Annotated in this window: 7 protein-coding genes; 5 read left to right on the top strand and 2 right to left on the bottom strand. The window is 61.4% G+C overall.

Annotated features, from left to right (window positions below; genetic code table 11):
* Positions 1–146: 146 nt before the first annotated feature.
* Both ACZ5M5_RS01060 and ACZ5M5_RS01055 read left to right on the top strand, forming a co-directional pair.
* Positions 147–15,686, top strand: coding sequence for a LapA family giant adhesin (locus ACZ5M5_RS01060; protein WP_464738459.1), 15,540 nt, complete (start codon positions 147–149; stop codon positions 15,684–15,686).
* A 121-nt stretch (positions 15,687–15,807) separates the two neighbouring features.
* Positions 15,808–16,146 (top strand): hypothetical protein, encoded by a 339-nt coding sequence (locus tag ACZ5M5_RS01055; protein WP_060739744.1) that lies wholly within the window; start codon positions 15,808–15,810, stop codon positions 16,144–16,146.
* 627 nt (positions 16,147–16,773) lie between these two features.
* On the opposite strand, the gene lapD is transcribed toward ACZ5M5_RS01055, so the two are convergent.
* Positions 16,774–18,720: a cyclic di-GMP receptor LapD gene (gene lapD, locus ACZ5M5_RS01050; protein ID WP_464738458.1), complete on the bottom strand. Its 1,947-nt coding sequence runs from the start codon at positions 18,718–18,720 to the stop codon at positions 16,774–16,776.
* 14 nt (positions 18,721–18,734) lie between these two features.
* Positions 18,735–19,358, bottom strand: coding sequence for a cysteine protease LapG (gene lapG / locus ACZ5M5_RS01045; RefSeq protein WP_371856198.1), 624 nt, complete (start codon positions 19,356–19,358; stop codon positions 18,735–18,737).
* 271 nt (positions 19,359–19,629) lie between these two features.
* Here lapG and ACZ5M5_RS01040 point away from each other — a divergent pair, with 271 nt between their 5' ends.
* The 3 genes from ACZ5M5_RS01040 to ACZ5M5_RS01030 all read left to right on the top strand — a co-directional run bounded on the left by ACZ5M5_RS01040 (position 19,630) and on the right by ACZ5M5_RS01030 (position 22,712).
* Complete coding sequence (locus ACZ5M5_RS01040; RefSeq protein WP_060739746.1) at positions 19,630–20,322, top strand: GntR family transcriptional regulator; 693 nt, start codon at positions 19,630–19,632, stop codon at positions 20,320–20,322.
* 684 nt (positions 20,323–21,006) lie between these two features.
* Positions 21,007–21,783 (top strand): DUF3050 domain-containing protein, encoded by a 777-nt coding sequence (locus tag ACZ5M5_RS01035; protein WP_060739747.1) that lies wholly within the window; start codon positions 21,007–21,009, stop codon positions 21,781–21,783.
* Entirely contained in the window at positions 21,780–22,712 is a 933-nt protein-coding gene (locus ACZ5M5_RS01030) for a diiron oxygenase (RefSeq protein WP_060739748.1), read from the top strand. Before ACZ5M5_RS01035 ends, ACZ5M5_RS01030 begins: the two co-directional genes overlap by 4 nt.
* Positions 22,713–22,721: the final 9 nt, after the last annotated feature.

Here is a 22,721-nt window from a genome sequence, read left to right as displayed (position 1 = left end):
AATAATCGAAAAAAGAACAGCCAAAATATTGACAAAATAAGCGTCAAATAACCTTACTTTGTGAACATGAACGTCCAGACCGCTGCTGCCCACAGGCTGCCGGGTCCATGGAAGTCTACTGAGCGTGGCACCCGGAGAAGTCTTCAATGAGCAGTGTTATTGCCGTCGTCAAAAGCATTGTTGGTCAGGTTTTCGTCGTATCCCCAGAGGGCATCCGGCGCGTACTCATTGAAGGTGATCGCCTGAACGTAGGCGACCAGTTGGACACCGGCCCTGCCGGCGCCGTCACATTGGAACTGGCCGATGGCCGCACCCTGGACCTGGGTCGCGACACCCAGTGGAGCGCCAGTGCTCCGGACTCGTCCACCGACCTGGCCCAAGCCACTGCCCAGGCCGCGCCGTCGGTAGAAGAGCTGCAACAAGCCATCGCCGCGGGCGTCGACCCGACGACCGCCCTGGAAGCCACCGCTGCCGGCGCCACTGCCGCGGGTACGGGTGGTGCCGCCGGTGGCGGCCACAGTTTTGTGGTGCTGGATGCCACCGCCGGCAGCGTCGACCCTACCGTCGGTTTCCCAACGGAAGGTCTCGCTGCGGCTGCCGCCACCGATAACAACATCCTGGGTGGCGATACCACGGATACGACCACCAACGCCGTGCTCAACGCGACGATGACCCTGAGCGCCACACCGACCCTGACCGAAGCCGGCGGCGTGCTGGTGTACACCGCGACAGTCACCCAGGCGCCTCAGACCGACCTGACAGTGACCCTGTCCAACGGCTCGGTGATCGTCATTGCTGCCGGACAAACGACCGGCAGCGTCAACGTACCGCTGGCGCCGAACGACACCGTCTATAACGACGCCACTCAAATCAGCGTGACCGTCACTGGCACCACCGGCGGCACCGGCATCGCCGTGACCGTGCCCACCACGCCGGCCGTGACCCAGATCACCGACACCGTCGACACCACCACCATCACCCTGAGCGCGGGCAATACCGTCAACGAAGGCGGTCAGATCACCTACACGGCGACCCTGACCAATCCGGCCCAGACACCAGTGACCGTGACCTTGAGCAATGGCTCGGTCATCACCATCGCTGCGGGCCAGACCACCGGTACCGTCAACGTCGATACACCGGCCAATGACGTCTACAACAACGGCAGCACTGTCAGCACCACGATTACCGGTGCGACGGGTGGCAACTTCGAGAACCTGGTGCCGAGCACCACGCCTGCGGTTACCACCATTACCGATTCGGTCGATACCACTGGCCTGAGCCTCTCGGCCAGCAACACCGTTACCGAAGGCGGTCAGATCACCTATACCGCGACCCTGACCAATCCGGCCCAGACGCCAGTGACCGTGACCTTGAGCAATGGCTCGGTCATTACCATCGCTGCTGGCCAGACGACCGGCACCGTTAACGTCGAGACGCCAGCCAATGACGTCTATAACAACGGCAGCACTGTCAGCACCACGATTACTGGCGCGACCGGCGGTAACTTCGAGAACCTGGTTCCGAGCACTGCGCCTGCGGTCACCACGATCACCGATTCGGCGGATACCACTGGCCTGACCTTGACGGCCAGCAACACCATCACCGAAGGCGGTTCGATTGTTTACACCGCGACGTTGACCAATCCGGCCCAGACGCCAGTGACCGTGACCTTGAGCAACGGCGCGGTGATCAACATCGCAGCCGGTGCTACCACTGGCACCGTTGCCGTAGAGACCCCGGCCAACGACGTCTACAACAACGGCAGCACTGTCAGCACCACCATCACCGGTGCGACCGGTGGCAACTTCGAGAACCTGGTACCGAGCACCGCACCAGCGGTGACTACGATTACCGATTCGGTGGACACCACTGGCCTGACCCTGTCCGCCAGCAACACCATCACTGAAGGCGGTTCGATCACCTACACCGCAACCCTGACCAATGCCGCTCAAACCCCAGTGACAGTGACCTTGAGCAATGGCTCGGTCATCACCATCGCTGCGGGCCAAACCACCGGCACCGTCAACGTCGAGACACCAGCCAACGACGTCTACAACAACGGCAGCACTGTCAGCACCACGATTACTGGCGCGACCGGTGGCAACTTCGAGAGCCTGGTGCCGAGCACCACGCCTGCGGTTACCACCATTACCGATTCGGTCGATACCACTGGCCTGACCCTGACGGCCAGCAACACCATCACCGAAGGCGGCCAGATTACCTACACCGCCACCTTGACCAATGCCGCTCAAACCCCAGTGACCGTGACCTTGAGCAATGGCTCAGTCATCACCATCGCTGCGGGCCAAACCACCGGCACCGTCAACGTCGATACACCGGCCAATGACGTCTACAACAACGGCAGCACTGTCAGCACCACGATTACCGGTGCGACGGGTGGCAACTTCGAGAACCTGGTACCGAGCACCGCACCAGCGGTGACTACGATTACCGATTCGGTGAACACCACTGGTCTGACCTTGACGGCCAACAACACCATCACCGAAGGCGGCCAGATTACCTACACCGCCACCTTGACCAATGCCGCTCAAACCCCAGTGACCGTGACCTTGAGCAATGGCTCGGTCATCACCATCGCTGCGGGCCAAACCACCGGCACCGTCAACGTCGAGACACCAGCCAACGACGTCTACAACAACGGCAGCACTGTCAGCACCACGATTACTGGCGCGACCGGTGGCAACTTCGAGAGCCTGGTGCCGAGCACCACGCCTGCGGTTACCACCATTACCGATTCGGTCGATACCACTGGCCTGACCCTGACGGCCAGCAACACCATCACCGAGGGCGGCCAGATTACCTACACCGCCACCTTGACCAATGCCGCTCAAACCCCAGTGACCGTGACCTTGAGCAATGGCGCGGTGATCAATATCGCCGCCGGTGCTACTACCGGCACCGTTGCCGTGGACACCCCGGCCAACGACGTCTACAACAACGGCAGCACTGTCAGCACCACCATCACCGGTGCGACAGGTGGCAACTTTGAGAATCTGGTGCCGAGCACTGCGCCTGCGGTCACTACGATCACCGATTCGATAGACGCTACTACCGTCACGTTGACCGCTACGCCGACCGTAAACGAAAACGGCACCATCACCTACACCGCCACCCTGACCGGTGCTGACGGTAAACCGGTCACTGCGCAGAACGGTCCTGTGACCGTGACGTTGGAAAGCGGCAAAACGATCACCATCGCCGCTGGCGCAAGCTCGGGCGTATTGGACGTAGCCGTCGGCAATGACGTGTACCAGGGCCCAACGACGGTGACTGAATCGATTGCCTCCGCCACGGGCGGCAACCTGGAAGCCATTGCACCGAACACCGCGCCTGTCAGCACCGTAGTCAGCGACGTCAACGACACCACCACGGTGACCTTGACCGCGACACCAACCGTGAACGAAAACGGCACGATCACCTACACCGCCACCCTGACCGGCGCCGACGGCAAACCCGTCACCGCGCAAAACGGCCCGGTCACCGTGACGTTGGAAAGCGGCAAGACCATCACCATCGCTGCGGGCGCAAGCTCCGGCGTGCTCGATGTTGCTGTGGGTAACGATGTTTACCAAGGTCCAACGACGGTGACTGAATCGATTGCCTCCGCATCGGGCGGCAACCTCGAAGCCATTGCTCCAAATACCGCTCCAGTCAGCACCGTGGTCAGCGATGTCAACGACACCACCACGGTGACGTTGACTGCTACGCCGACCGTGAATGAAAACGGCACCATCACTTACACCGCCACCCTGACCGGCGCCGATGGCAAACCGGTCACTGCGCAGAACGGTCCTGTGACCGTGACGCTCGACAGCGGCAAAACCATCACCATCGCTGCCGGCGCAAGCTCGGGCGTCTTGGACGTAGCCGTCGGCAACGACGTCTACCAAGGTCCGACCACCGTCACCGAGTCGATCAAAGATGCATCCGGTGGCAACCTTGAGGCCATCGCTCCGAACACCGCTCCAGTCAGCACCATCGTCAGCGACGTCAATGACACCACCACGGTAACGTTGACCGCTACGCCGACCGTGAACGAAAACGGCACCATCACTTACACCGCCACCCTGACCGGCGCCGATGGCAAACCGGTCACTGCGCAGAACGGTCCTGTGACCGTGACGCTCGACAGCGGCAAAACCATCACCATCCCTGCCGGCGCAAGCTCGGGCGTCTTGGACGTAGCCGTCGGCAACGACGTCTACCAAGGTCCGACCACCGTCACCGAGTCGATCAAAGATGCATCCGGTGGCAACCTTGAGGCCATCGCTCCGAACACCGCTCCAGTCAGCACCATCGTCAGCGACGTCAATGACACCACCATGGTAACGTTGACCGCTACGCCGACCGTGAACGAAAACGGCACCATCACTTACACCGCCACCCTGACCGGTGCCGACGGCAAACCCGTCACCGCACAAAACGGTCCGGTCACCGTGACTTTGGAAAGCGGCAAAACGATCACCATCGCCGCCGGCGCAAGCTCGGGCGTGCTTGATGTCGCTGTAGGCAACGATGTTTACCAAGGTCCGACGACGGTAACTGAATCGATTGCTTCCGCATCCGGCGGCAACCTGGAAGCCATTGCACCAAACACGACTCCAGTCAGCACCATCGTCAGCGATGTCAACGACACCACCACCGTGACGTTGACCGCCACACCAACCGTGAACGAAAACGGCACCATCACCTACACCGCGACCCTGACCGGTGCTGACGGTAAACCTGTCACCGCGCAGAACGGTCCGGTCACTGTGACCTTGGACAGCGGCAAAACCATCACCATCGCCGCAGGTGCCAGCTCGGGCGTATTGGACGTTGCCGTCGGCAACGACGTCTACCAAGGTCCAACGACGGTTACTGAGTCGATTGCTTCGGCATCCGGTGGCAACCTGGAAGTCATTGCACCGAACACCGCGCCTGTCAGCACCGTGGTCAGCGACGTCAATGACACCACCACGGTGACCTTGACCGCCACACCAACCGTGAACGAAAACGGCACGATCACTTACACCGCCACGCTGACCGGTGCTGACGGCAAGCCCGTCACTGCGCAAAACGGTCCGGTCACTGTGACCTTGGACAGCGGCAAAACCATCACCATCGCTGCCGGCGCAAGCTCGGGCGTGTTGGATGTAGCCGTCGGCAACGACGTCTACCAAGGCCCGACCACCGTCACCGAAAGCATCAGTACCGCCACGGGCGGTAACCTGGAAGCCATCGCACCGAACACCGCGCCGGTCAGCACCGTGGTCAGCGACGTCAACGACACCACCACCGTGACGTTGACCGCGACACCAACCGTGAATGAAAACGGCACCATCACTTACACCGCCACCCTGACCGGCGCCGATGGCAAACCGGTCACTGCGCAAAACGGTCCGGTGACCGTGACGCTGGACAGCGGCAAAACCATCACCATCGCTGCCGGCGCAAGCTCGGGCGTGTTGGATGTAGCCGTCGGCAACGACGTCTACCAAGGCCCGACCACCGTCACCGAAAGCATCAGTACCGCCACGGGCGGTAACCTGGAAGCCATCGCACCGAACACCGCGCCGGTCAGCACCGTGGTCAGCGACGTCAACGACACCACCACCGTGACGTTGACCGCGACACCAACCGTGAATGAAAACGGCACCATCACTTACACCGCCACCCTGATCGGCGCCGATGGCAAACCGGTCACCGCGCAGAACGGTCCGGTCACTGTGACCTTGGACAGCGGCAAAACCATCACCATCGCCGCAGGTGCCAGCTCGGGCGTCTTGGACGTTGCCGTCGGCAACGACGTCTACCAAGGTCCGACTACCGTCACCGAAAGCATCAGTACCGCCACAGGCGGTAATCTGGAAGCCATCGCACCGAACACCGCGCCTGTCAGCACCATCGTCAGCGACGTCAACGACACCACCACGGTGACCTTGACCGCCACACCAACCGTGAACGAAAACGGCACGATCACTTACACCGCCACGCTGACCGGTGCTGACGGCAAGCCCGTCACTGCGCAAAACGGTCCGGTCACTGTGACCTTGGACAGCGGCAAAACCATCACCATCGCTGCCGGCGCAAGCTCGGGCGTGTTGGATGTAGCCGTCGGCAACGACGTCTACCAAGGCCCGACCACCGTCACCGAAAGCATCAGTACCGCCACGGGCGGTAACCTGGAAGCCATCGCACCGAACACCGCGCCGGTCAGCACCGTGGTCAGCGACGTCAACGACACCACCACCGTGACGTTGACCGCGACACCAACCGTGAATGAAAACGGCACCATCACTTACACCGCCACCCTGACCGGCGCCGATGGCAAACCGGTCACTGCGCAAAACGGTCCGGTGACCGTGACGCTGGACAGCGGCAAAACCATCACCATCGCTGCCGGCGCAAGCTCGGGCGTGTTGGATGTAGCCGTCGGCAACGACGTCTACCAAGGCCCGACCACCGTCACCGAAAGCATCAGTACCGCCACGGGCGGTAACCTGGAAGCCATCGCACCGAACACCGCGCCGGTCAGCACCGTGGTCAGCGACGTCAACGACACCACCACCGTGACGTTGACCGCGACACCAACCGTGAATGAAAACGGCACCATCACTTACACCGCCACCCTGATCGGCGCCGATGGCAAACCGGTCACCGCGCAGAACGGTCCGGTCACTGTGACCTTGGACAGCGGCAAAACCATCACCATCGCCGCAGGTGCCAGCTCGGGCGTCTTGGACGTTGCCGTCGGCAACGACGTCTACCAAGGTCCGACTACCGTCACCGAAAGCATCAGTACCGCCACAGGCGGTAATCTGGAAGCCATCGCACCGAACACCGCGCCTGTCAGCACCATCGTCAGCGACGTCAACGACACCACCACGGTGACCTTGACCGCCACACCAACCGTGAACGAAAACGGCACCATCACTTACACCGCCACATTGACCGGCGCCGACGGCAAACCCGTCACCGCGCAAAACGGTCCGGTGACCGTGACGCTGGACAGCGGCAAAACCATCACCATCGCGGCCGGCGCAAGCTCGGGCGTATTGGACGTTGCCGTCGGCAACGACGTCTACCAAGGTCCGACGACAGTTACTGAATCGATTGCCTCGGCATCGGGCGGCAACCTCGAAGCAATCGCACCGAACACCGCGCCTGTCAGCACCATCGTCAGCGACGTCAACGACACCACCACGGTGACCTTGACCGCCACACCAACCGTGAACGAAAACGGCACCATCACTTACACCGCCACATTGACCGGCGCCGACGGCAAACCCGTCACCGCGCAAAACGGTCCGGTGACCGTGACGCTGGACAGCGGCAAAACCATCACCATCGCGGCAGGCGCAAGCTCGGGCGTCTTGGACGTGGCCGTCGGCAACGACGTCTACCAAGGTCCAACGACGGTTACTGAGTCGATTGCTTCGGCATCGGGTGGCAACCTGGAAGCCATTGCACCGAACACGGCTCCAGTCAGCACCATCGTCAGCGATGTCAACGACACCACCACGGTGACCTTGACTGCCACACCAACCGTGAACGAAAACGGCACCATCACTTACACCGCCACATTGACCGGTGCTGACGGTAAACCGGTCACCGCGCAGAACGGTCCTGTGACCGTCACGCTCGACAGCGGCAAGACCATTACCATCGCTGCCGGCGCAAGCTCGGGCGTCTTGGACGTAGCCGTCGGCAACGACGTCTACCAAGGCCCGACTACCGTCACCGAAAGCATCAGTACCGCCACAGGCGGTAATCTGGAAGCCATCGCACCGAACACCGCTCCAGTCAGCACTGTGGTCAGCGATGTTAATGACACCACCACGGTAACGTTGACCGCCACACCAACCGTGAACGAAAACGGCACCATCACTTACACCGCCACACTGACCGGCGCTGACGGCAAACCCGTCACCGCGCAAAACGGTCCTGTGACCGTGACGTTGGAAAGCGGCAAGACCATTACCATCGCCGCCGGCGCAAGCTCGGGCGTCTTGGATGTGGCTGTCGGCAATGATGTTTATCAAGGCCCGACCACCGTCACCGAAAGCATCAGTACCGCCACGGGCGGCAACTTGGAAGCCATCGCACCGAACACCGCTCCAGTCAGCACCATCGTCAGCGACGTCAACGACACCACTACCGTGACCTTGACTGCTACGCCGACCGTGAATGAAAACGGCACCATCACTTACACCGCCACCCTGACCGGTGCCGATGGCAAGCCCGTCACCGCGCAGAACGGTCCAGTCACCGTCACCCTCGACAGCGGCAAGACCATCACCATCGCCGCCGGCGCAAGCTCCGGCGTGCTCGATGTCGCTGTGGGTAACGATGTTTACCAAGGTCCAACGACGGTGACTGAGTCGATTGCTTCGGCATCCGGTGGCAACCTGGAAGCCATTGCACCGAACACCGCTCCAGTCAGCACCGTGGTGAGTGATGTCAACGACACGACCACCGTGACGCTGACCGCCACACCAACCGTGAACGAAAACGGCACCATCACTTACACCGCCACCTTGACCGGTGCCGACGGCAAGCCCGTCACCGCGCAAAACGGCCCGGTCACCGTCACCCTCGACAGCGGCAAAACGATCACCATCGCCGCAGGCGCAAGCTCGGGCGTGTTGGACGTAGCGGTTGGCAATGACGTTTACCAAGGTCCAACGACGGTTACTGAATCGATTGCCTCGGCATCCGGCGGCAACCTCGAAGCCATCGCGCCAAACACCGCTCCAGTCAGCACTGTGGTCAGCGACGTCAATGACACCACCACCGTGACCTTGACCGCTACGCCGACCGTGAACGAAAACGGCACCATCACCTACACCGCGACCCTGACCGGTGCCGATGGCAAACCCGTCACTGCGCAGAACGGTCCGGTCACCGTAACTTTGGAAAGCGGCAAGACCATTACCATCGCCGCCGGCGCAAGCTCGGGTGTGCTCGATGTCGCTGTGGGTAACGACGTCTACCAAGGCCCGACCACCGTCACTGAAAGCATCAGTACCGCCACGGGCGGCAACTTGGAAGCCATCGCACCGAACACCGCTCCAGTCAGCACCATCGTCAGCGACGTCAATGACACCACTACCGTGACGTTGACTGCTACGCCGACCGTGAACGAAAACGGCACGATCACTTACACCGCCACGCTGACCGGTGCCGATGGCAAGCCCGTCACCGCGCAGAACGGTCCGGTCACCGTCACCCTCGACAGCGGCAAGACCATCACCATCGCCGCCGGCGCAAGCTCGGGCGTGCTTGATGTCGCTGTAGGCAACGATGTTTACCAAGGTCCGACGACGGTAACTGAATCGATTGCTTCCGCATCCGGCGGCAACCTGGAAGCCATTGCACCGAACACCGCTCCAGTCAGCACCGTGGTGAGTGATGTCAACGACACGACCACCGTGACGCTGACCGCCACACCAACCGTGAACGAAAACGGCACCATCACTTACACCGCCACCTTGACCGGTGCCGACGGCAAGCCCGTCACCGCGCAAAACGGCCCGGTCACCGTCACCCTCGACAGCGGCAAAACGATCACCATCGCCGCAGGCGCAAGCTCGGGCGTGTTGGACGTAGCGGTTGGCAATGACGTTTACCAAGGTCCAACGACGGTTACTGAATCGATTGCCTCGGCATCCGGCGGCAACCTCGAAGCCATCGCGCCAAACACCGCTCCAGTCAGCACTGTGGTCAGCGACGTCAATGACACCACCACCGTGACCTTGACCGCTACGCCGACCGTGAACGAAAACGGCACCATCACCTACACCGCGACCCTGACCGGTGCCGATGGCAAACCCGTCATCGCGCAGAACGGTCCGGTCACCGTAACTTTGGAAAGCGGCAAGACCATTACCATCGCCGCCGGCGCAAGCTCGGGTGTGCTCGATGTCGCTGTGGGTAACGACGTCTACCAAGGCCCGACCACCGTCACTGAAAGCATCAGTACCGCCACGGGCGGCAACTTGGAAGCCATCGCACCGAACACCGCTCCAGTCAGCACCATCGTCAGCGACGTCAATGACACCACTACGGTAACGTTGACCGCTACGCCGACCGTGAACGAAAACGGCACGATTACCTACACCGCCACGCTGACCGGTGCCGATGGCAAGCCCGTCATCGCGCAGAACGGTCCGGTCACCGTAACTTTGGAAAGCGGCAAGACCATTACCATCGCCGCCGGCGCAAGCTCGGGTGTGCTCGATGTCGCTGTGGGTAACGACGTCTACCAAGGCCCGACCACCGTCACTGAAAGCATCAGTACCGCCACGGGCGGCAACTTGGAAGCCATCGCACCGAACACCGCTCCAGTCAGCACCATCGTCAGCGACGTCAATGACACCACTACGGTAACGTTGACCGCTACGCCGACCGTGAACGAAAACGGCACGATTACCTACACCGCCACGCTGACCGGTGCCGATGGCAAGCCCGTCACTGCGCAAAACGGTCCGGTCACTGTGACGTTGGAAAGCGGCAAAACCATCACCATCGCTGCCGGCGCAAGCTCGGGTGTGTTGGACGTAGCGGTTGGCAATGATGTTTATCAAGGCCCGACTACCGTCACCGAAAGCATCAGTACCGCCACGGGCGGTAACTTGGAAGCCATCGCTCCGAACACCGCGCCGGTCAGCACCGTGGTCAGCGACGTCAACGACACCACCACCGTGACGTTGACCGCGACACCAACCGTGAACGAAAACGGCACCATCACTTACACCGCCACCCTGACCGGTGCCGACGGCAAACCGGTCACCGCGCAAAACGGCCCGGTCACCGTTACCCTCGACAGCGGCAAAACGATCACCATCGCTGCTGGCGCGAGCTCGGGCGTGCTCGATGTCGCTGTGGGCAATGATGTTTATCAAGGCCCGACTACCGTCACCGAAAGCATCAGTACCGCCACAGGCGGTAACCTGGAAGCCATTGCTCCAAACACGGCTCCAGTCAGCACCGTGGTCAGCGACGTCAATGACACCACTACCGTGACGTTGACCGCTACGCCGACCGTGAACGAAAACGGCACGATCACCTACACCGCGACCCTGACCGGTGCCGACGGCAAACCGGTCACCGCGCAGAACGGTCCTGTGACCGTGACGTTGGAAAGCGGCAAGACCATTACCATCGCAGCGGGCGCGAGTTCGGGTGTGTTGGACGTAGCGGTTGGCAATGATGTTTATCAAGGCCCGACTACCGTCACCGAAAGCATCAGTACCGCCACAGGCGGTAATCTGGAAGCCATTGCTCCAAACACGGCTCCAGTCAGCACCGTGGTCAGCGACGTCAACGACACCACTACCGTGACGTTGACCGCCACACCAACCGTGAACGAAAACGGCACCATCACTTACACCGCCACCCTGACCGGTGCCGACGGCAAACCCGTCACCGCACAAAACGGTCCGGTCACCGTGACTTTGGAAAGCGGCAAAACGATCACCATCGCCGCCGGCGCAAGCTCGGGTGTATTGGACGTAGCCGTCGGCAACGACGTCTATCAAGGCCCGACCACCGTCACCGAGTCGATCAAAGGTGCATCCGGTGGCAATCTGGAAGCCATCGCGCCAAACACCGCGCCAGTCAGCACCATCGTTAGCGATGTCAACGACACCACCACCGTGACCTTGACCGCCACACCAACCGTGAACGAAAACGGCACCATCACCTACACCGCCACGTTGACCGGCGCCGACGGCAAACCCGTCACCGCACAGAACGGTCCTGTGACGGTTACCTTGGACAGCGGTAAAACCATCACCATCGCCGCCGGCGCAAGCTCGGGCGTATTGGATGTGGCTGCTGGCAACGATGTCTACACCGGTGCTCCGTCCATCACCGAAACGATCAAATCGGCTTCCGGCGGCAACCTCGAAGCCATCGCTGTCGACAAGACCGGCGCGTCGACGGCGGTGGGCGATACCGTCGACAACACCACCGTCAGCATCAGCGGCAGCACGTCCGTCACCGAAGGCCAGACCGCGACGTACACCGTCAGCCTGACCAACCCGGCGCAGACGGAAGTGACCGTCAAGATCGTCTACAGCGGCACCGCCGCCGACGGCACGGACTTCACCGGTGTCTACACCGTGAAGATCCCGGCCAACGCCACCAGCGCTACCTTCAACGTGGCGACGCTGGACGACAAGATCACCGAAGGCACCGAAAACTTCGTGGTCAAGATCGACTCGGCCACCGGGGGCAATTTCGAACACCTGGGCGTCAGCGGCACCAACGGCAGCGTCAGCACCTCGATCATCGACAACGATGCGCCGCCGGTACTCGACCTGGATGCCAACAACTCCAGCGGCAAGACGGGTGCCGATTACCAGGTGACCTTCACCGAAGGCACCACTGGCCCGGGCGTGTCCATCGCCGACACCGACCTGAAGATCACCGACCCGGACAGCACCATGCTGACCGGCGCCACCATCGTGCTGACCAACCGTCAGCCTGGCGATGCGCTGAACCTGGGCAACAGCGTCAACGGCGTCAGCATCAACGCCAACAGCACCGACGGCAAGGTCGTGCTGACGCTGTCGGGCAACGCGACGCTGGCTGACTACATGCAGCAGATCAAGAACATCAGCTTCATCAACAACAGCGAAGATCCGAGCACCGTACCGCGCATCATCACCGTGACGGTGACCGACGGCAGCAACTACTCGAACACCGCGACCACTACCGTGAACGTGGTCGGGGTTAACGACGCACCAGTAGCCACCGGTGGCGCGGTGACCGGTACCGAAGACACTTCGCTGGTGCTCGGCTGGTCGACGTTCGGTATCAGTGACGTGGACAGCGCCGCCGCCAGCCAGGGTGTGAAAATCACCGGGCTGCCGGGTGACGGCAAGCTGCAGTACCTGGACGGCGCAACCTGGAAGGACGTGGCCAACAACCAGACGTTCACCAAGGCCGACATCGACGCCGGCAAGCTGCGCTTTACCCCCGATGCCAACGAATCCGGCGCCAACGGCAACCCGACCGGCGTGGGCGATCAAAAGGCCGATTACGCGCAAATCAGCTTCCAACCAACCGACGGCCAGGCGCTGGGCAATACCAGCACCGTGAAGATCGATATCACGCCGGTCGCCGACGCACCGAGCCTCAACGTGGCTGGCAACAGCGTGACCTCCACCGGTCTGATCAAGGAAGTCTGGACCGGCCTGTCGGGCCTGGGCACTGATGGCAGCGGCGCGCCGTCCGGCACGCTCAAATCGGTGATCGATGCCGCCGGCACGCCAAACAGCAGCACCAACGTGACCAACGTGCAGTCCGACAGCAACGTCAACCCGGGCACCGCGTCGAAAACCTCGGGCCTGATCTTCCTCGAAGCCGGCAAGACCTACACCTTCAGCGGCACGGGGGATGACAGCCTGCTGGTGACCATTGGCGGCAAGGATGTGGCGGGCATTACCTGGGGCGCAGGCGGCAAGCTGAACGGTTCGTTCACGCCGACCACCAGCGGCTACTACACCCTGGACATCTACCACCACAACCAGACCGGCCCGGGCAGCTACGACGTGAACCTGTCGGTCAACGGCAGCACACCCGTGGACCTGAGCAGTGCCGGCGTGCCGCTCTACACCGGCGTGACCGACCTGGCGAACGCTGGCGTGACCGTCTCCGACCTGCACGGCAGCAACGGCGAAGGCTACTACGACGGCTTCAAGCTCAACGAAGGCGCCGAAGGCACCAGCGTGCACCTGTCGAAGATCACCACCGCCCTGACCGACACCGACGGCTCCGAAAGCCTGAGCGTGAAGATCGGCGGCATCCCGGAAGGCAGCGTGCTGAGCGACGGCGCGGGCCATACCGCGACCGTGGGCAGCAACGGCGAGGCCTCGGTCACCGGCTGGAACCTGGGCAGCCTGACCCTGACGCCACCGACCTACTACAACGGCCAGTTCAACCTGACCGTGACGTCGACCTCTACCGAGGCCCTCGGCGGTTCGGCGGTCAGTACGGCGCAGATCCCGGTCACCGTCTACCCGGCGACCTACAACGCGGTCACCGCCACGTCTGGCAGCGACAACGTCACCGGCACCGACAGCAACGACATCGTGGTCGCCGACATCGGCGGGCTGACCGTGGTGCCGGGGGTCAACTACAACATCGCCTTCATGGTCGACAGCTCTGGCAGCATGAGCGACTCGTCCATCGCAGCGGCCAAAGCCTCGCTGACCTCGGTGTTCAACACCCTCAAGCAAAGCTTGGGCAGCAACTCCGGGACGGTGAACATCTTCCTGGCGGACTTCGACAGCCAGGTGAACAACACGGTCTCGGTCAACCTCAACGACCCGAACGCCTTGACCCTGCTCAAGGGCGTACTCGACTCGATGGTGTCCGGCGGCGGTACCAACTATGAAGACGTGTTCAAGACCACGGCGAACTTCTTCAAGAGCACCGACGCCCTGAACAATACTGGGGCGAAGAACCTGACGTATTTCATTACCGACGGCAAGCCGACTTACTACCAGACCGGCGAACAGACCAATCCGACGCTTTACGGCACCGTCAAGCTCGATGATGTCTTGAGCGCCGCCAATTACAGCGTCGGCAAGTACTACACCCAGACGATCGACAGCACGCACAAGTACACCATCTACGAAAACGGCGAGATGTACCTGTCGACCAAAAGCGGCAAGAAATGGACCGACAGTTATGTGGGCACGGTGCATGCCGAGGGCAATGGCACCTTTGAACTGTCGAACCAGGGCGGCACCGGCTATGGCGAATACTGGAACTATGTCGATTCAGCAGCGGGCTCGACCGACAGCTTCACGCTGCTCAAAGGCTTGAGCAGCGTGGAAGCCATTGGCCTGAACAGTGATGTGACCCTGAACGACCTCAAGCCCTACGATTCGGACTCGACACCACAGACCAACATCGACCCGAACAACCTGGCCAACTCGATCATCGGCCACACCGAAGCGACCCTGCCGGGCGCCGATACGGTCAACGGTGGCGACGGCAATGACATCCTGTTCGGCGACCTGGTGAGCTTCAACGGCATCGCCGGCGAGGGCTACCAGGCCATCCAGGCGTTCGTCGCCCAGCAGAACGGCGTGGACGTCAGCAAGGTCACCACCAGCAACGTGCACCAGTACATCACCGAGCACTACACCGCGTTCGATGTGTCCGGTGCCCACGATGGCAACGACACCCTGCTGGGCGGCGCCGGCAACGACATCATTTTCGGCCAGGGCGGCAACGACACGCTCAACGGTGGCAAGGGCAATGACATCCTGCTGGGTGGCACAGGTAACGACACGCTGATCGGCGGCCAGGGCAATGACACCCTGATCGGCGGCCTGGGGGGCGATACCTTTGTCTGGAAGTCCGGCGACACCGGCACCGACGTGATCAAGAACTTCAACGCCGGCGAAGGCGACCGGATCGACCTGCGGGATCTGTTGCAGGGCGAAACCGGCAGCACCATCGACCACTTCCTGAAGATCAGCACGGTCGATGGCGTGTCGTCGCTGCAGGTCAGTACCTCTGGCCAGTTCAATGGGGCCAACGGTGCCGCAGCGGCGCCGGACGTGACGATCAAGCTCGAAGGCAACAACTGGTCGAACGTGAACCTGAACTCGTTGATCGCCGGCAGTGACCCGACCATCAAGGTCGATCACAACAACAGCTGAACCTGACACAAAACCCGTGGCGAGGGAGCAAGCTCCCTCGCCACGGGATAAGTGTTCATACTCCCCCACAGTTGGCCTATGCTGCCCAGCATGACGCCGCTTCATACATGAGGGATGCCCGATGTTTTATGTGCAACGCGATGCACAAGGCCTGCTGGTGCGCGTAGAAGCCACCGCTTATGCCGAAGCCACCGAGACCTTGCCGGCCGACAGCCACGAGATCCAGGACTGGTTCGCCAACCAGGCGGTGGAAAACAGCCTCAAGCAGCTCAAGCAGAGCGACCTGGAAATGATCCGGGTACTCGATGACTTGATCCAGGTGCTGACCAGCAAAGGCGTCATCCGCGTCACCGACCTGCCCGCGGCGGCCCAGGCCAAGCTGATGGACCGCACCCAGGCCCGGGAAGCCTTGGGCGGGTTGAGCCGGTTGATCGACGATGATGAGAAGGGGTTGATCTAGCCTCAAATGACACAACCCGATCCCTGTGGGAGCCGAGCTTGCTCGCGATGGCGGTGGGTCTGCTTGCATCAATGCTGAATGTACCGCCGTCTTCGCGAGCAAGCCCGCTCCCACATAGGTTTTTGGTCGATTACAAGATCAGCGTCCACCGCCGAGCCCCGTGGGAGCCGAGCTTGCTCGCGATGGCGGTGGGTCTGCTTGCATCAATGCTGAATGTACCGCCGCCTTCGCGAGCAAGCCCGCTCCCACAGGGGAAACGCGGTCCCCATCAAGAACCAGGTCGGCTATAAGGCCGCCTCGCGGTGGACGTTGATCTCGGCGCCCCGTTAACCACGCTGGCCGAACGCAGGCATTGCGCAGTGGGCATCCCGGCATGGATGCCGGGATAGCCGCGCTGGGCCATGGATGGCCCTTCGCGGCGGGCCCACGGAGCAATGCCGGAGTGAGGGCACACCGAGCCTAAGCGAGGTGCCGAGTGGTGGGGCATAAAGCGTTTTGCTTACTTTTGCGCTTCTCAAAAGTGAGCCGCCGTAAGGGCGGAACCATAAGTCGCCGTTACGAAAAGAACGGATATGTACTCGGTCAACAACATCCAGGCCGGCTACCAGGCCACCTCGTCAACAAACCTCACCCCCAACGCCGAGGCTCCCCAACCAACTGCCCCTGCACCCCAAACAACCCCATCTCCCGAATCACCGCCAACTCCCCCTCCGTCTCAACCCGTTCGGCAATCAACGGTAAATCGATACTGTGAGCAGCACGCTGAATAGCCTCGATGAACAAACGCTTGTCACTTTCCTGATCAATGGCGCGGATATAACTGCCATCGATTTTCAAGTAAGCCAACCCCAGCCGCGACAAGTTGCCGATCATGCTGAAGCGCCCACCAAAACGCTGCAGGCTCAAGGAGAAACCAAGTTCGCGCAAACGCCGGGTCAACTGCTCCAGCACGGCCTGCTCCGGCAATTGCTCTTCACCAATCTCCAGGGTCAAGCGCGACCCAAGGTTGGAATGGGCCCGCAGGATCTCAAAGATCTTGTTCAGCGCCTGAGGATCGGCCAAGGTCGCCGAAGACAGGTTCAACGCCAGGGACTGTTCATGCCCGGCCATTTGCCTGAGCACTTGTTCGAGCATCAAACGGTCCAGGCGTGCGGTCCAGCCGAAACGCTCCAGCCAGGGCAGGAAACGCCCGGCGGGGATGGTCTGGCCCTGCTCGTCCAACAGCCGCGACAACACTTTGTAATGCAGCACCACCTGGGTGTCCTGGGCGGCCACCACCGGCTGGAAGTACAGCTCGAAGCGCTGATGACTCAAAGCCTGGTCGAGCAAGGTGTGCCAGGCATGGTGATCGTCGCCGACACTGGCCGCCAGGCTGTGGTCCAGGCAGGCCCAGCCGGGTTCACCCTGGCTTTCGGCCTGGGCCAGGGCCTGGTCGGCAAGCTGGAGCACCGCTTGTGGCGAGTCGCCGTGGACAAACGGCGCCAACCCGATAGAGGCCACCGAAGCCACGTCCGTCGCGCCAGTGGCATGCAGGCTCGCCAGGGCTGCTTCGAGGTTCTGCGCCAGTTGCAGCGCCTCCTCGCGCACCAGCCCGGGAGCCAGCACCGCGAACTCGCCGCCGCGAATACGCGTGACCAGGTTGAGGGTTTCCGGGTAGCGGGCGCACTCACGCTGCAATTGCTCACCCACCGCTATCAACAACTGGTCAGTGCGCTGCCCGCCCAACCGCTGGTTCAAACCGGCCAGGTCCTTGACCCGCAGCAACAGCAGATAACCGGAACTGGCCTGCTCCGGGTTACTCACCCGGGCATTGAGCTGCATTTCGAAATAGCGCCGGTTGGCCAGGCCCGTGAGGGTGTCCTGGTAGGACTCGACCCGCAGTTTCTCGCTACGCTCGGCCTGCTCCTGGAACAGCGCCTTGAGCTTCTCGACCATCTGGTTCATCGCCTGCACCACCCGCCGCAACTCAGGCGTACGGGGCAACTCCGGCAGGCTCAGGAACTCACGTCGGGCAATGGCATGGGACTGATGCACCATGTAGTCCAGCGGCTTGAGCTGGCGACGCAGCAGCAAGGCCCCCAGCACCGCGCTCACGGCGCCACACAGCAACAGCCAACCCAGGCTGCCCAACGCGCTCTGCCACAGCTTGGCGAGGGCAAACATCGGGTGGCTGATCACTTCGACCCGCGCCGCCTGCTCCCAGCCGCGACTGACGATGGCGTCGCCACCGGCCGGTTCCAGGCCGATCAGCTTGACGAACCATTGCGGCACGCTGCCAGCGTCCGGCGTGCCGGTGCGCTCGACCAGGATCTTGTCGGTGGCCACGTCGACCACGCGGATGCTGGCGTAGTAGCCGCTGTCGAAGATCGAACTGACCATCAGTTCCACCATCGCCGGATCGTCGATGTTCGGCGTCAGCGAGAGCGCCAGCGCCGTGGCCGCGTCCTGGGCATGGGAGCGCAACTGGTTGACGTACTGGGCCCGCGAGCTCTCCAGGCTGACCATGAAGCTGCCGCTGAAGGCAACCACCAGGAACAGACAGATAGCGATCAACAGCTGTTTGAACAAGGACATCTGAGCGCGCGCTCCTAGTTAGTCGTCTCGACCGGAAAACCTTCGGCCTGCATTTTTTTCAACACATCCTGCCACCGGGACAGGCGCTTGGTGTCACCCACTTTCTTGTTGCCCTTGGCGCCCGGCAGCCACAGCCCTTCGGCATTGAAAGAGTAGACCGGGAGCAAGTCGGTTCGCTGGCTGGCCGGCAGGATCCCGTCGATCAGGCTGTCGAGTACCAGCGGCATCGCCTCGGGGGTGGCGTAATAGGTGAGCACCATGTGGGCACGGTTCTGCCGCAAGGCCTTGACGTAAGTGATGCGCAGCTTGTCACTGGACACCCCGAGATGGCGCAGGCTGAAATACTTGGCGATGGCGTAGTCTTCACAATCGCCGGCGCCCTTCCACAGGGCCTGGATCGGCGTTTCCCAATAGTCGACTTCACGCCACAGGTCGATGTCTTCCACGTAGCGCACCTGTTTGTTGAAAAACAGGTTCACCACCTTGAGCTGTTCCAGTTCCGGGATCTGTTTCTGGGTCGCCAGCAATTGCTGCCACGCGTCGATCCGTTGCTGTCCTTCCCCCAGCGGACCATATAACGCTTGCGCCCGCCGGCTGATCTGCGCAAAGTCCCAGTCGGCCTGCAGGCCGCCCAGCATCAGGCCGGCCAGCAACAATGCCGAACACAGCCAGCGCAAGGACCTGAGGACAGGGAACGGTGCAGCCAAGGGAAATACGTCCGAAAAGGGTCGTTGGAAATTCGTTGGATGGTGACGCCTGGCCCACTAAAAGACAATGGCAAGGTGCAATCACCGCAGGCAGACTAAACTTTAGTTCAGGAACCTCCGGACGAGAGACTTTGACGGCTCGCCAACCTGTGACTAACGTGAGCCTGGATCCAATTTTTACTACCAATCAGGGTGCGTTGTCGTGACACAGAAGCCCAAACCGCTTAGCACTATCCAGATCAACGGTCCCATTCCCGCTGACCAGGCACGCTCGATCATCGAAGAGTCTCTGCGCGAGGCCATCCTTGATGGACGCTTGCCTTGCGGTACCGCCCTGCGCCAGCAGGAGCTGGCCGACCTGTTCGGCGTGAGCCGCATGCCGGTGCGCGAGGCGTTGCGCCAGCTCGAAGCGCAGTCGCTGCTCAATGTGGTTCAGCACAAGGGCGCCGTCGTGGCGCCGTTGATCACCAACAATGCGGTAGAAACCTACGCCCTGCGTTCGGTCCTGGAGTCTTTCGCCTTGCGCCTGTCCATCCCCTTGCTCGATGACAGCGACCTGGAACTGGCCGCCCAATACATCGAACAACTGGAAACGGAAACCGAGCACGCCGAGATCGGCAAGCTCAACCGGCTGTTCCACATGTCGCTTTATCACAAGGCACCCAACGGCAAGCTGCTGGACCTGATCGAGCGCGAGCTCAATGAAGAAGAGCGCTTCCTGCGCTTTCATCTGTCGTCCATGGGCCTGGGCAAGTTGAGCCAGGACGATCATCGCGCGCTGCTCGAGGCCGCACGGGCCAAAGACATCGATAACGCGATCGTGTTGCTGGAACTGCACCTGGAAAAAGCCTCTGTCACCATGCGCCGGTACTTGGAACAGTCGTCGAAGCTGTGATCCCACGTCGGCGCTCCGTCCGGCGTAAAAATTTCTTACATATCCTTCCGACTCATTTGTCGCCAGCGCGGCGCGGCCTGGCCGTGGCCGCGGCTCGTCGCCCCATCAGTTCAATGGCACTGCCATCGATTTGGGCTCACTCTTGCGCTTGTCGATTCAAAACAGACCTGAAGAAGTCAACGCCTGGCTGAGGCCAGGCGAATCGAAGCCAATACGCAAGGAGCGTCGTCCAACCGGCGGGATGATCGGATGTCCGACCGACGTCCTGCCCATAACATAAAACTTCCTTATTCCCCGATCCCTGAAGTGCTCCGAGTGAGGCATTCACTCGAACTATTCGATTCTGATACTCCTAAATCGGAAGGAGCTTCTTCGCCTCAATAAAACTTATATTAAAAGTTTTAAAAGCCCTCTTCGCGCCCAATAAAACACCCACTTTAAATAATTAAAAAAGTACTTGCCGCTTACTTGTTCCGTGTATTAGTTTTTTATTCGCCGCGTTACTGGCGGTCCTTCCAACTTGCTAAAACCCAAGCAAATCAGGGCATCGCAAGCCGGAAGCACGATTAAAAGAGAATACCTAAGCCACTTTGGCAATTCATGGATTTCGGTTCAGGCACCCGCTCGTCTTCACTAACTAACGAGCCACCTTCCGGACAAAAAATCATTGATGAGGACGTTCCAATGCAGCCATCCAAAGAACAACTATCTCTCAAAAAACACGAACTTGGCCAACACCCGGTTTTTTCCGAGATTACATCAATCGATCTGTTGCGCCGTTTTATGGAAAGCCATGTCTTTGCCGTCTGGGACTTCATGTCGCTGACCAAGCGACTGCAACGCGAACTCACCTGTGTCCACCTGCCCTGGCTGCCGCCGGCCGACCCTCACGCGGCCCGCTTGATCAATGAGATCGTGCTGGGGGAAGAGTCGGATGACCGCCCGGGTGCCGGCTATTGCAGCCATTTCGAACTGTACCTGGACGCCATGCGGGAAATCGGCGCCGATACCCGCGCCATCGAGCAGTTCATCACCCTGCAGCAAGAAGGCGTCAGCCCCGAGACCGCGCTGGACAGTGTCGAGGTCGAACCGGCGGCGGCACGGTTCGTCCGCCAGACCTTGCACACCGCCCTGCACGCCCCGGCCCACAGCGTGGCCGCCGCCTTCGTGCACGGTCGCGAGAGTGTCATCCCGCAGATGTTCCAGCGCATGTTGGACGCCTGGGGCATTGGCCTGGATCAGGCACCGACCTTTCGTTACTACCTGCAACGGCACATCGAAGTCGATTCCGAAGACCACGGGCCGGCGGCAGAAAAACTGTTGGCACGCCTGATCGATGGCGACCCGCAGCGCGAAACCGAAGTCCTGGCCGCCGCACTCGCCGCCGTCCACAGCCGTACCGCCTTGTGGGACGGCCTGCGCCAGAGCATGACCCAACCGGTTGCGCAGGTGATGCCATGAACGCCATCCCCTACCAATCCTTCGCCGACGCCTGGGAGAGCCGCGCCACGATCCGTACTCGGCCACGGCGCCGGGTCGAAGACGACGACAAGCTGATCTTCCCCATGAGCCGCCAACCGCTGGTGCACAGCCAGACCTTCCTCAGCCACTGTGCGCAACTGCGCGACTTTGTGCTGGTGCAGAGCCTCTACAAGTTCATCAACGACGTGGTGATTTTCGAGACCGAACTGGTGGACCACACCGCCCGGCGCATCGCCAAGAACCGCTTCGGCATCGAATTCCCGTTCGCCTGCCGCTACGACGCGATGACCGTGGTGGTGGACGAGGATTACCACGCGCTGGTGGCGATGGACTTCATGCAGCAGACCATCGACATGACCGGCATCGATCCCATCCCGTTGCCGGGGCAGATCGAACTCAGCCGCGCCATACCGGCGACCCTGGCCCGAGCGCCGGAGCATTTGCTCAGCGCCGTGGAGCTGATCTGCATCGCCATTGCCGAGAACACCGTGACCAACGAAGTGGCCGCCTTCGCCCGGGACGATTCGGTCAAGGCCTCGATAAAGGGGTTGATGGCCGATCACTTGCTCGACGAGGGCCGGCACTCCGGTTTCTGGACGCGACTGGTACAGATCTACTGGCGCACCGCACCCGAAGAGGATCGCGCGGCGATCGCACACTTGATGCCCGGTTTCATCGCTCAGTACCTGGCGAGCGACCTGCAACAAGCGTTCGACTTCGAGCTGATCGCGCACCTGCCCGTCGACGAATCGGTACGCCAGTCGTTGCGTGAAGACGCCAGTGCGCTGGCGTACCCCATCAATCGCTTTCACCCGTTGGTGGGCAACATCACGCGCTTTTTCCGCGGCAGCTCGATGCTCGCGTCCCCCTGCGTACGCGACGCCCTTGCCGATTACCTGACCCCATGAGGACCTTTC

It is taken from the genome of Pseudomonas sp. Van50 (assembly GCF_055390755.1).
Note: the sequence above shows the minus strand (reverse complement) of the source record. Positions and strands in the feature narration are given on the sequence as shown.

Coding starts and splice junctions, on each gene's coding strand:
- ACZ5M5_RS01060 (WP_464738459.1), top strand. CDS start 147: ATGAGCAGTGTTATTGCCGTCGTCAAAAGCATTGTTGGTCAGGTTTTC.
- ACZ5M5_RS01055 (WP_060739744.1), top strand. CDS start 15,808: ATGTTTTATGTGCAACGCGATGCACAAGGCCTGCTGGTGCGCGTAGAA.
- lapD (WP_464738458.1), bottom strand. CDS start 18,720: ATGTCCTTGTTCAAACAGCTGTTGATCGCTATCTGTCTGTTCCTGGTG.
- lapG (WP_371856198.1), bottom strand. CDS start 19,358: ATGCTGGGCGGCCTGCAGGCCGACTGGGACTTTGCGCAGATCAGCCGG.
- ACZ5M5_RS01035 (WP_060739747.1), top strand. CDS start 21,007: ATGCAGCCATCCAAAGAACAACTATCTCTCAAAAAACACGAACTTGGC.
- ACZ5M5_RS01030 (WP_060739748.1), top strand. CDS start 21,780: ATGAACGCCATCCCCTACCAATCCTTCGCCGACGCCTGGGAGAGCCGC.